Source organism: Membranihabitans maritimus (genome assembly GCF_021729145.1).
GTDB classification, from domain to species: Bacteria; Bacteroidota; Bacteroidia; order Chitinophagales; family Saprospiraceae; genus Membranihabitans; species Membranihabitans maritimus.
In genome coordinates, this window is the sequence record NZ_JAJSLW010000013.1 from 30,700 (window position 1) to 43,604 (window position 12,905).

General features: G+C 37.5%; 11 protein-coding genes. 7 read left to right on the plus strand and 4 right to left on the minus strand.

Translation table 11 applies throughout. The features are described 5' to 3' along the window. Positions 1–9: 9 nt before the first annotated feature. Positions 10–303 carry an antibiotic biosynthesis monooxygenase gene (locus LVD47_RS15815; protein ID WP_236978647.1) on the minus strand — a complete coding sequence of 98 codons (294 nt, stop codon included), beginning with the start codon at positions 301–303 and terminating at the stop codon, positions 10–12. Between the two features lie 252 nt (positions 304–555). Here LVD47_RS15815 and LVD47_RS15820 point away from each other — a divergent pair, with 252 nt between their 5' ends. Both LVD47_RS15820 and LVD47_RS15825 read left to right on the plus strand, forming a co-directional pair. Continuing rightward, entirely contained in the window at positions 556–1,566 is a 1,011-nt protein-coding gene (locus tag LVD47_RS15820) for a PhoH family protein (protein ID WP_236978648.1), read from the plus strand. A gap of 145 nt (positions 1,567–1,711) precedes the next feature. After that, entirely contained in the window at positions 1,712–2,965 is a 1,254-nt protein-coding gene (locus tag LVD47_RS15825; RefSeq protein ID WP_236978649.1) for a 3-phosphoshikimate 1-carboxyvinyltransferase, read from the plus strand. 265 nt (positions 2,966–3,230) lie between these two features. On the opposite strand, the gene LVD47_RS15830 is transcribed toward LVD47_RS15825, so the two are convergent. Both LVD47_RS15830 and LVD47_RS15835 read right to left on the minus strand, forming a co-directional pair. Beyond that, the gene (locus tag LVD47_RS15830) at positions 3,231–4,430 is read right to left on the minus strand and encodes an exo-beta-N-acetylmuramidase NamZ family protein (RefSeq protein ID WP_236978650.1); all 1,200 of its coding nucleotides are present in this window, start codon (positions 4,428–4,430) and stop codon (positions 3,231–3,233) included. Between the two features lie 187 nt (positions 4,431–4,617). After that, a complete protein-coding gene (locus tag LVD47_RS15835) occupies positions 4,618–5,670 on the minus strand; it encodes a zinc-binding metallopeptidase family protein (protein ID WP_236978651.1) in 1,053 nt (350 codons plus the stop codon). Positions 5,671–5,853: 183 nt separating this feature from the next. On the opposite strand from LVD47_RS15835, the gene LVD47_RS15840 reads away from it, so the two are divergent. The 5 genes from LVD47_RS15840 to LVD47_RS15860 all read left to right on the plus strand — a co-directional run bounded on the left by LVD47_RS15840 (position 5,854) and on the right by LVD47_RS15860 (position 11,315). After that, a complete protein-coding gene (locus LVD47_RS15840) occupies positions 5,854–7,395 on the plus strand; it encodes a glycine--tRNA ligase (RefSeq protein WP_236978652.1) in 1,542 nt (513 codons plus the stop codon). 86 nt (positions 7,396–7,481) lie between these two features. Continuing rightward, positions 7,482–8,414 carry an alpha/beta hydrolase gene (locus tag LVD47_RS15845; protein ID WP_236978653.1) on the plus strand — a complete coding sequence of 311 codons (933 nt, stop codon included), beginning with the start codon at positions 7,482–7,484 and terminating at the stop codon, positions 8,412–8,414. 147 nt (positions 8,415–8,561) lie between these two features. Beyond that, the gene (locus LVD47_RS15850) at positions 8,562–8,819 is read left to right on the plus strand and encodes a DUF6364 family protein (RefSeq protein WP_236978655.1); all 258 of its coding nucleotides are present in this window, start codon (positions 8,562–8,564) and stop codon (positions 8,817–8,819) included. Further along, complete coding sequence (locus tag LVD47_RS15855; RefSeq protein WP_236978657.1) at positions 8,816–9,235, plus strand: PIN domain-containing protein; 420 nt, start codon at positions 8,816–8,818, stop codon at positions 9,233–9,235. The genes LVD47_RS15850 and LVD47_RS15855 overlap by 4 nt, the downstream gene beginning before the upstream one ends. Before the next feature lie 169 nt (positions 9,236–9,404). Beyond that, positions 9,405–11,315 (plus strand): S9 family peptidase, encoded by a 1,911-nt coding sequence (locus LVD47_RS15860; protein ID WP_236978659.1) that lies wholly within the window; start codon positions 9,405–9,407, stop codon positions 11,313–11,315. A gap of 216 nt (positions 11,316–11,531) precedes the next feature. On the opposite strand, the gene LVD47_RS15865 is transcribed toward LVD47_RS15860, so the two are convergent. Then, positions 11,532–12,827, minus strand: a complete 1,296-nt coding sequence (locus LVD47_RS15865; RefSeq protein ID WP_236978661.1) for an NAD(P)/FAD-dependent oxidoreductase — start codon at positions 12,825–12,827, stop codon at positions 11,532–11,534. Between the last annotated feature and the right edge of the window lie 78 nt (positions 12,828–12,905).

Consider the following 12,905-nt stretch of genomic DNA (forward strand, 5'->3'; position numbering starts at 1 on the left):
TAGTTTATATTATTTATTGATTTCTATTGTACTTATTGCTTTTGCTTCTTTTCTAAAATAGGGCTTTATTGATGACCACATAGTTCTAAACAATTGGCTTTCTCTATATATGTCAAGATATTTCTGATTGCTCCAGGTACTTATCGTTACGAAATCACCAACTGCATTGCATTCATTGTATAGCTTAACACCCAAACAACCTTCATGTTCCAACAATTTAGGCTTATATTCTTCGAATTTATCGACAAAAGTCGAAGAATACTCTCCGTGAAAATACAGGTTGACTATTCGAATTAATTCCATATTACAAAATTACCACAAAGTAATAATTAATATAAGGATAATCAATAATATTAAAAATATCAATATAAAACCACTTTCTTCGTTCTTACCACAAAAAAAGTGCGGTCAATACTATGATCGCCACAACTCAAAAACGCTTCATTCCTTGAATTGAGATCTAAAACATATTTTCATTATTAGAAACTTTTGTTTCACTTTTTCATTGTATATTGTTGATAATAAATACTTATTTTTAATTAAAAGTTTGAACATTTGAGTGAAATCGTTTTAACCATTGAAGGTGTAGATTTGCGAGATTTGTATGGAGAAAGGAATAAAAATCTAAACATCATCAAAAATGCTTACCCAGACCTCCAAATTGTATCGCGAGGTAATTTCCTGAAAATTAATGGTAACAAAAAATCTTCACAAAACGCCAAATCCAACTTAGAGACCCTGGTAAGACTGCTTAAAATGAATAAGCATCTGGATGATCATACTGTGAAAGATGTGGTCAATGGCGAAAACATTTTTGTAGACAATGACAAAAATGGCAATCCAAGAACTGTTATTGTGCATGGCAGAGATGGTAAGCCTATCAAAGCAAGGACCCGCAATCAGAAAAAAATGGTCCAGTCTATAGAAAAAAATGACATAGTATTTGCAATAGGTCCCGCAGGGACAGGAAAAACCTATACTGCTGTTGCCCTGGCGGTCAGGGCACTCAAGCATAAATTGGTGCGGAAAATCATCCTTACAAGACCTGCTGTGGAAGCGGGTGAAAGCCTGGGGTTTCTCCCAGGAGATCTCAAGGATAAAGTAGATCCTTACCTGAGACCTCTTTACGATGCTTTGGATGATATGATTCCGGCCGAAAAGCTAAATCAACTGATGGAAAATCGAACCATAGAAATTGCTCCACTTGCCTATATGAGAGGAAGGACCCTTGACAATGCTTTTATTATACTTGATGAAGCACAAAATTGTACAATGCCCCAAATCAAAATGTTTCTTACCCGGTTGGGACCATCTGCCAAATGTATGATAACAGGAGATATGTCTCAAGTAGACCTCCCCAGGAGCCAAAAATCAGGATTGGTAAAAGCAGTGGATATCCTGGAATCAATAGGGGGTATTGACTTTATAAAACTTGATGAGCAGGATGTTGTCCGGCACCGGTTGGTAAAACAAATAATCAAAGCTTTCAAAAAAGAGGAGGAACAATTTATCCCCAAAAGCAAAAATAAGGCTAAAAACACCGTTGCTAATTTCGAAGAAGAGTAGCAAAAATAATTACCTTTGCCATAATAATCATATTGTATTCCATAAATCAAATACCTTTTATAGAATAGGTATTCAATAATTACAGGATTATTCCAATTCTTACTGTTTTAAATCGATCTAAAACCAAATACTACCAAATCCGGCTATGGAGAAAAAAATAATTACGGTTCATAAAAAAAATAAAAGTGCAAGAGGAACAATAAAATTAGACGGTTCGAAAAGCATAAGCAATAGGGTCCTTATTATCAGGGCTTTAACAAGTTCGCCATTCAAAATACATAACTTATCTACAAGTGATGATACTGTGGCACTCAATCGAATTCTCAGCACTGATAAAGATATTTATAACACCGGCGCTGCGGGTACTACATTCCGTTTTCTTACGGCTTATCTGTCCACTCAGGATAAAAAATGTACCCTAACTGGATCCGAAAGAATGAAACAAAGACCTATAGGAGGTCTTGTAGATCCCCTAAGAGAATTAGGGGCAAACATTCAATATTTGGAAAAAGATGGGTATCCTCCTTTACAGTTTGAACCTGGCATTCTCGACGCCACAAACAAATTAAGCGTAAAAAGTAATATCAGTTCCCAATTTATCACGGCACTATTATTAATTGCACCTACCCTTCCTAATGGATTGGAAATTGATCTCGAAGGAGATATGGTATCCCGGTCATACATTGAATTGACTTTGCATATTATGAAAGATTTCGGGATCCAATATAAATGGGAAGGATCTTTAATTTCGATACCTCATCAGGAGTATATTGCGAAAGAGTATACAGTAGAATCAGATTGGTCCGCAGCTTCTTATTACTACTCAATAGCAGCATTAGCCGATGATTCTGAAATAGAATTAAAAGGTCTGTTTGATAATAGTTTTCAAGGTGATTCGGCTGCTGTTGATTTGTATAAGAACTTTGGAATCAGAACTATATTCAATGATGACGGAATCACTATACAAAAATCCGGGGAGATTGCGCCTGTTTTTGAACACGATTTTATTTTGTGTCCTGATATTGCCCAGACAATAGCTGTTACGTGTGCAGGAACAGGCACGGAGGGATTATTCACCGGTTTACAAACATTGAGTATAAAGGAAACCGATCGTATAACAGCACTGCAGAATGAACTGGGGAAAATGGATGTTTCATTCGTAAAAATGCCCCCGAAATTCAGCTCAAAAAGCGGAAAAGAATACTATATGATTAATGGTCAGGCTAAATTTCCTGAGACTATAACATTTCCAACTTACGAAGATCATAGAATGGCCATGGCTTTTGCCCCGTTAGCTATTCTTCATCCCATTCGGGTTGAAGAACCCAAAGTGGTTGGAAAATCGTATCCTGAATTTTGGAAAGATTTGAAATTGCTGGGATTTGAGATAAATGAATAAAAAACACCGGGCAAGTATGAAGATTATCGTACCAATCTTTCTTTTTTTCTAAAATGGATGCTGTGTAGAAAGTAAATTATCTCCGCAACAATTCCCACCTCTTTATCAGGGCTCTTAATTTGACTCTTTTATATTTGTAACCGCCTTTCATTGAAGAACCTCTTTTTCGAGATATGACAGCAAACTGATTTTTTCTCAATTGAAGGGTGTGAATTCTTTGGGGGTGAGATTTTTATAAAACTTGTAAAAATATAGGCTTTTATTTCTATTCAAAATCTTCATATAACAAGTATTTCTTTCGCATCTTTTTATAGGCTACTAAATCCGATTCCCAGCTTTTTTCAATCTCTTCAGCACTCCATCCACTTTCAATTTTCTCCTGAAGATCGGAATTTCCAGCTAGTTTGTTGAAAAAATCCGGTCTGGTAATAAACTCTTTTTTAAAATCAGACCTATTGTAAAAATCAATGAAGTATTTCATTGTAAATTTAACTTGCCGGGGATCTATTTCTCTCAGATCTACACCATAACACAACTCCCCCTGTTGCTCTACATGGGCTGACATACCCTCGCGATTTCCAGGAGTAAAAGTAAAATTACCAAACCGGGGATCTGAATATCCAATGACCTGAAAGGGAAAGTCTGTTCCTCTTCCTATACTGACATCAGTACCTTCAAAAAGGCAAAGAGAAGGGTACAACCTGATGGAAAGGTAATTTGGCAAGCTGGGAGAAGGGATAACCGGGGGCTCATATAATGTTGAATGTGTATAATTTTCCACCTTTATTACTTTAATATCACATTGTACACCATTGTCAAGCCATTTCTCTCCATTGATCATTTTTGCTAATTCTCCAACTGTTAATCCATGTACCATAGCTATTTTGTGGTAACTTACCCCTGACTTAAATTTATCACTTTTTCGTACGGGACCATTTACCTGATCCCCATTCGGATTAGGCCGGTCTAGTATGAGAAGTTTTTTATCGGCATCTGCACAAAGCTGCATTAATCGGTGAAGGGATGTAATATATGTATAGAATCGGGCCCCCACATCCTGTAAGTCATAAATCATTACATCCACGGATGCTACTATAGAATCCGCTTTGGCATTTTTACCGTAAAGAGAATGTAATTCGATACCCGATTTCTCATCAATATCATGACTTACCTTTTCACCCCTTTCAATTTTCCCTCTAAATCCGTGTTCGGGTGCAAAAGCAAACTTTACATCAATTCCATTTTCTATTAAGACATCAACAAGATGATCCTTTCCCACTACAGAAGTTTGATTTCCCAATAATCCTACCGTCTTTCCTTTTAGTCCAGGAAGGTATTCATTTAATCTTTCCGCTCCTGTTGTTACAGCATTAGATTTAGAACTCGCCGGTTGAAGATCCTGGCACCCAAATAAATAAGATAAAAGGATTGTTGGAATTATAGATAAAATTGAAAAATTGACCATGTTGTATATCTATTACTTGTTATAAAATAGTGCAAATCTAAATATCATTTCGCTAAATTATATACTTTAGAACTTGATTATCCATTGAAACGGTCCAAACCATCCTAATGATTAAAATTTAAAAACTACATGTATGGGAATATTTTCCTCTACTAAAGGCGGTCATAATTCGTAAGATTCTTCAAAATCATGAATGAATAGGAGAATCAATGCCGTGGATGAGGTCATGTACAAATTTTAATTTCATCCTGGAAGAGGCGTTAATCACAAACGGGTATAAATCCTTAGCTCCCATACTTCTATTAAGACTGTTCATAGCTAGTGTCAACGGGACCCAGGATTCCAGAATTTCTTCAAAATTACTGTTAGCGTAAGCAAAAGAAGAATTCGCTTTAAATTTTGAAGTTGGAATCAATTCAAATGCCTGGGCTGTTTCGAGGGTATCCACTATATGCATATAATGAGACCAGGTTTCTGCCCAATCTTCCCATGGGTGCATGGTTGCATAGGCACTAATATAATTTTGATTCCAATCATCAGGGGCACCTTCCTGATAATATTTTTCTAAGGACTGCTGGTAGTCAATCGTTTCATCACCGAACACCCTTCTGAAATCTTGAAGGAGGACATTTTCCTTTACAAAAATCTCCCAATAATAATGTCCGATTTCGTGTCGAAAATGTCCCAACACCGTGCGGTAAACTTCATCCATTTTATTGCGTGCCATTTCCCTTTCTACATCATCTGCCTCTGCAATATTCATTGTAATATTTCCTTTTGAATGGCCCGTCAAAACACGTTTGCTCCCAGGCATATCATCATCCGATTTAAAATTAAAACTCAAGCCCCGTTCCGAATCCAGAGTTTTGCTGATAACGGGTAAATCCCACTTTAATAATGAATAAATCAGTCTGTGTTTTGCATTTTCTATGGTTCTCCAACGAATTAGAAACTCATTCCGGGATAGGTCGGGAATGGTTTGATTGAGGCTGCAAGCTATACAAAATTGTGCTGGATCATTATTATTGATAATCCAATTGCAAACTTCAAATTGGCTATTGGTGCAATAATGGAAAAACTGCCCGGATTTTTCATCCATCCATCTTCCTTCATTATCCCTATGAAGAGTAATCATTTTTAAACTCAAAGGATTAAAGCCCAGATTCTGGCCACAATTGCTGCACATGGTATTTTCAAAATACACCTGCCGGCTACAATTCGTACATCTAAAAATTTGCATGAATCAGATATTATAGTATCGTCAAGGGATAATTTTCAATATAGGTCCATTTTTTTTATCGACATACTTTTTATTATTGAATCCATTTACATTTGTATATTTTTGCACTTTTTATTATTTAAACTTATCTCCCCTTCGTGGAGAATAATTATTGAAAACTTACTGGCTAAATAAAATAAGAAAATGGAAGACCAATTCAAGAAGATATTATCTCACGCCAAGGAATATGGATTTGTTTATCCATCCAGTGAAATTTATGAGGGGTTAAGCGCTGTATATGATTACGGGCCAATGGGAGTTGAATTGAAAAATAATATCAAGAATTATTGGTGGAAATCTATGGTACAAATGCACGATAATATTGTGGGCATAGATGCGGCAATATTTATGCACCCCAAAACGTGGAAAGCTTCGGGACATGTAGATGCATTCAATGACCCAATGATTGACAATAAAGACTCTAATAAACGCTATCGGGCAGATGTGTTGGTAGAAGAAGAATTAGCCAAGACGGAAGGAAAGATAGACAAGGAAGTAAGAAAAGCGCAAAAAAGATTTGGGGACGATTTTGATGAAAACCAGTTTAGGGCAACTAATCCTAGGGTTTTGCGATACCAGGAGAAGATCGACGCCCATCAAAACCAACTCAATGAAGCCATGAAGTCCAATAACATGGAAGGTCTCAAGCAATTGATTATTGACCTTGATATCACATGTCCTGTATCCGGTAGCAGGAATTGGACCGATGTAAGACAGTTCAATCTTATGTTTTCAACTCAGTTAGGAAATATCGCAGGAGAAGAATCTTCTTTATACCTCAGGCCTGAAACTGCCCAGGGAATTTTTGTCAATTTTCTCAATGTACAAAAAACGACCCGACAGAAAATCCCATTTGGAATTGCCCAAATCGGCAAAGCCTTTCGGAATGAGATAGTTGCCAGGCAGTTCATTTTCCGCATGCGTGAATTTGAGCAAATGGAAATGCAGTATTTCATAAAACCAGGAACTGAAATGGATTGGTACGAATACTGGAAAGAAACCCGGTTAAAATGGCATAAATCTCTCGGAACATCCTCTGAACATTTGAGGTTCCATAAGCACGAAAATCTGGCACATTATGCCAATGCTGCGGCTGATATCGAATATAAATTCCCTTTCGGATTTAAGGAATTGGAAGGTATTCATTCGAGGACGGATTTCGACCTGGGAAGTCATCAAAAGTTATCGGGTAAAAAACTGCAGTATTTTGATCCCGAAATCAACGAAAGTTATGTCCCTTATGTATTGGAAACATCTATAGGATGTGATAGGATGTTTCTCGCAATGATGTCTGAATCACTGCAGGAAGAAAAAGTGCCTGACTCCAAAGGCAATGAAACGGAGCGAACGGTTATGAAACTCCACCCATCATTAGCCCCGGTGAAGGCTGCAATATTACCTTTGGTTAAAAACAAAGAGCCTCTCACAAACCGGGCCCGTAAAATATTTGATGATTTGAAATTAGAATTCCAGTGCCAGTACGATGAAAAAGATGCTATTGGTCGCAGATATAGAAGGCAAGACGCTATTGGTACTCCATATTGTATAACGGTTGATTTTGAAACACTTGAAGAAGATGATAAAGTCACGCTTCGAGATCGCGACAGTCTGGGACAAAGAAGGATAACAGTAGAAGAAGCCAAGGCTATTGTCTTGAAAGAAACCAATGTTTCCAGGATTCTTTAACTTTTATAGGGGACAGTTTTATTTTTCAACTTGATATTTCATACATTTAGATCAGTTATTCTATAAATTTGTATAAATATCATCTAATGCAAAATCAATTACTGACATCTTTTATATTATTAATCGTCTTAATGAGTTTTTTAAGTGTTTCAGGACAAAATAAAACCATTTTCCTCTGGGAAAAAGACCAACTCAATATTCCCGAAGGATTTCCAGAAGAGAAACACGACACTACTGATATTATTCGAATCAGCAGGGTTTCCAATCCCTCAATGGATGTATACTTCCCTTCAATAAAAAACCGTAAAGATTGTGCTATTGTTATCTGTCCGGGCGGGGGATATCGAATATTAGCCTGGAACTGGGAAGGTTCGGATTTTGCGAAGAAATTAAATAGCGAAGGGATTACAGCTATAGTACTCAAATATCGGCTACCATACGCCGTAGATGGGAAAATTGATGATACCATGCCAATGCGTGATGCATTAAGAGCTATTCAAATAGTACGTACCAATGCTGAAGAATGGGGATTGTCAGAAGACAAAATAGGTCTTATGGGATTTTCAGCCGGCGGACACGTCGCTTCATCTGCGGGAGTTCATTTTGGAGATCAATCTTTTTTGGCCGGGATAAATGAATCTGACGTTTCTGTTCGACCCGATTTTTTAGGTTTGATTTATCCCGTTATCTCTTTTGATGAATCCTTTTCACATGTAGGATCCCGAACGGCTTTGTTAGGAGATTCTCCATCTAGTGAAAAAACGGAATACTATTCTAATGAAAAACATGTAAATGCGGACACCCCCCCGACATTTTTGATGCATGCAAGTGATGACAAAGGCGTTCCCGTAGAAAACAGCCTTCGTTTTTACCAGGCTTTGGTCGATCACAAAATCAGTGCTGAAATGCACATTTATCCTACAGGGGGACACGGATTTGGCTTGGGGTTGAAAAACCCACATCTATCGGGATGGTCCGATTTGTTAGCTGACTGGATTCTTGATCAAACGAAGAATTAAAATTTCGCGTTATAACTATGTACTAGATCTAAGTTCCCACGTCTTGTTAAACCAATTGATTAGAATTATAACCACTCTATAAAAGCTGATTTAATTTTACGTATAATTTTTTTACCTTTGTCGTATAGGAATTAAATCACAATTATCATGGATGCTAAAATAACATTATCATTCAACAAAGAAGTCATTGCAGAGGCCAAACGATACGCCAAAGAACAAAATATAAGTCTTTCGAGATTGACAGAATACTTATATAGAAATATTGTCAGGGGACAATATCGTAACCTTGAAGAATTTCCCATTTCAGAATGGGTTCAACAGGTTGCGGAAGGTAAGGCAGAATACAAAGCCAACCCGCCCCATAGAAAGGACCTAAAAGATGAATTTCTGAAAAACCAAAAATGAATGTTTTCCTTGATGCCAATGTCCTGGTTTCTGTTTTGAACAAAGAATACCCTTTGTTTACATATTCATCAAGAATTCTCAGTCTTACAGAACAAAAAGGAAATTATCAATTGTATACTTCTCCCGTGTGTCTGGCGATTTCATTTTATTTTTCAGAGAAAAAAAGTGGGAGGCAAATCGCAAAGAAAAAGATCCGACTTCTCATCTCCAAAATTAATACCACCACCATAGATAACACCACTGTCCTTAAAGCTGTCGGTGATAAAGCGGTAGAAGATTTTGAAGATGGGTTGGAATACTATTCTGCCTTACAATCAGCGTGTGACTTTATCATTACCGAAAATATTGAAGATTTTTATTTCTCTCAGATACCGGTTTGTAATTCCGAACAATTTCTCGAACAATATTTGTTCTAAACATGGTTTTTTCATTTATTTGTTTTCGATGCTGTATCCGATAAATGAATGTATCTTTCTTGGCAAAAGAATTTCAATTTTAACGGACCCGGTCAGTATGAGAAATTTACTCTATTTCTTTCTCTTAAATTCAGTTTTATGCTTGTTTCAAATCAAATAAAACCTATCAATGTCAAATAAAAAAGAACTTCCCGGCAACCCATCACTGGTCACTTCGCAGGAAAAACTCAATAAAATAGCGGCCCTGGCAGAAGGTGATTTCAAATATTCCGTTGAAGACTTTTTCAGGACCCCTGAAAAATCGTCATTTTCGATATCACCTGATGGCACACACCTGGCTTACCTCGGACCTTTCAATAGACGAAAGAATATATTTATTATCGATATCGACACCGGAAAGGAATTTCGCATAACTTCGGAAGAAACCAGGGACATCGGAGGTTACTTTTGGGCGAATTCCAATCGAATACTTTACGTAAAAGACGAAGGAGGAGATGAGAACTTCAAATTGTTTGGTGTTAACTATGACGGCACTGATCCTAAAGATTTAACTCCTTTTGAAAAAGTAACCGTCCAACTCATTGATGACCTTGAAGATTCTGATGACTCCGTTATCATTGGTCTCAATAAAAACAATCCGCAACTGTTCGATCCTTATCGCTTAAATATTTATACAGGCAAGCTGACACAATTGGCAGAAAATTCTCTTTCAGCCCCTGTAGCAGCTTGGATGACAGACCACGATGGTAGATTGCGGTTAGCTATGCGGACAGAAAATGGAACAGAGAGTGTTGTAATGTACAGAGATTCCGAAGATGAAGGATTTAAAGATGTAATAAAAACAGACTTTACGGAAGAACTCGAACCGGCATTTTTTGATTTCAATGAAGACCATATAGTTTATGCCCTTTCCAACTTGAATCGCGATAAAAAAGTATTGGTCAAATTTGATCTTCGCAATGGTAAAGAAGTCGATAAGCCCTTATTTGAAAATTCAGATGTTGATTTATCCGGCGTTCATTATTCCAGGAAACGGAAGGTTCTCACGGCCACTTCGTACGTAACCGATAAGAAAAAGAGACATTTCTTTGATGAGGAAACAAAATCCATGTACCAGATGCTGGAAAAGGAACTTCCGGGAAAAGAAATAAGTATACAGGATGCCAACCGGGAGGAAACTGTATTCTTAATAAGAACGTACACCGATCGAACGCTGGGTGCTTATTATATGTTTACTAAAAGTACAGGCCAATTGGAGAAAATTACCGACGTGGGACCCTGGTTGGATGAAGAAGATATGTGTGAAATGAGCCCCATTTCTTATCAAACTCGTGATGGACTGACAATACACGGATACCTTACTTTACCGAAGGGCAAATCAAACTACCCGCTACCGGTTGTAGTAAATCCCCACGGCGGACCCTGGGTTCGTGATAGTTGGGGATACAACCCCGAAGTGCAATTATTAGCATCACGGGGATACGGTGTATTTCAAATGAATTATCGCGGGTCTACGGGCTATGGTAAAGAATTCTGGAAATCCTCGTTCAAACAATGGGGTAAGAAAATGCAGGATGATATAACAGATGGAGTCCACTGGCTAATTCAAGAAAAGATTACCGTTCCGGGTAAAGTGGCTATTTATGGCGGCAGTTATGGTGGGTATGCAACCTTGGCGGGTGTTACTTTCACCCCTGACCTATATAGTTGTGCGATTGACTACGTGGGGGTATCCAACCTATTCACATTCATGACGACCATCCCACCCTACTGGAAACCGTTTCTCAATATGATGTATGAAATGGTAGGAGATCCGGAAAAAGACCGGGAGCTTATGGAATCCTCCTCTCCCATTTTCCATGTTGATAATATCAAAACTCCCCTTTTAGTCATCCAGGGTGCAAACGACCCCAGGGTGAATATTGATGAATCAGACCAAATAGTCGACAAATTACGGAAAAAAGGAGTTGACGTTCCTTACATGGTAAAATACAACGAAGGGCATGGGTTTCACAATGAAGAAAACAGGTTTGAAGTATACAAGGTAATACTGGGTTTTTTGGCGGAGTACCTTACATAAATAACGTGAGTTCAACGAATAATTGTTTCTGTCATTATTTTTGCGAAAAAAGCAATGCCCAAGGCATCAATTTGTGAAAATCAATGCCAAAATCAACGATTTCACTTGTTTTCCTCCCTGGGTTTCCACCCAGGGTTAATTATATTTCGCTCTTTCAGAGCTCTTATATTCTCAGTCGAACTCATGGTAAAGAAGATTTTTGTAAAACCCTGACTCTTAGGTTTTCATTGTCATGGATTTATCTGAAGTCTTGGACTTTTTGGCCCGCAGTATGATTCTCAATGTTGAATCATTATTGAAATAACTCATCATCCAATTTATGAATATTACGAGTTTATTTTTCACACTCAAAATGAGCCAAAAATGTACCGCCATCCAGGTAATCCAGGCGAACCACCCCTGGAATTTGTAATTCGGAAGGTCCACTACAGCTCTCTTCTTTCCCACAGTGGCCATAGACCCTTTGTCTATATATTCAAAAGGAGTCCACTTATCCTTATTGTCATTTCCTTTGATGATATTTTGGGCCAGATTTTTTGCCTGGTTTATGGCTACATTTGCTAATTGCGGATGTCCCCTGGGATACTTCTCCGTTTCCATATACGCAATATCCCCAATAGCATAAACATCCTCCAAACCTTCTATCTCATTGAACCGGTCTACTTTCAAACGATTCCCACGAACTAAATAATCTCCCTTTAGTCCATCCAACAAATTCCCTTTGACTCCGGCAGCCCATACTACGTTTTTGGTTTCAATCTTACCCCCATCCTGAAAAGTGACTACATCACCATCATAATCACTCACGAGAGTATTCGTCTTTACAATAACGCCCAATTCTTCAAGGTACTTCCGGGAAAACTTCTGGGCATTTTCACTCATCGAAATAAGTGTAGCATCTGTCCCTTCGATAAGGAAAATATTCAGATTTGAAAAGTCCATATCCGGATAATCCTTCGGAAGAATAAATTTTTTCATTTCAGCTATAGCCCCTGCCAATTCAACTCCGGTGGGTCCTCCTCCAACAATAACAAAATTCATCATTGCCTTGAGATCCTTTTCCGGAGTATAAAGCGCTTTTTCAAATGTAAGTAAAATCCGGTTTCTCAATGCCATCGATTCCGTAACACTTTTCATCGGCATTGCATATTCCTTCAAACGCTCGTTACCAAAGTAATTGGTCGTACAACCAATTGCTATTATCAACTTATCATACTTTATATCAAAATTGTTGGTATACACCATTTTACTATAAGTATCAATTCCCTCTACCGTCGCAAGCCTAACATGTACATTCTTTTCATGTTGGAATACTTTTCTAAGCGGAAATGAAATACTGGAGGGCTCAAGCCTGGAAGTCGCAACCTGATACATCAATGGCTGAAACTGATGATAATTATGCCTGTCAATCAAAAAGATTTTATTATCAGACTGTTTAAGTTCTCTGGCTAATTTTAAGCCTGCAAATCCGGCTCCTAAAATTACGATCCTTTTTTTACCAACTTCGCTCATAAGAATAAAGTATAAATATTCAACTATTGATAATATTAAAACGAAATTATAAAAATAATGTTTTTATATATTAAAAAT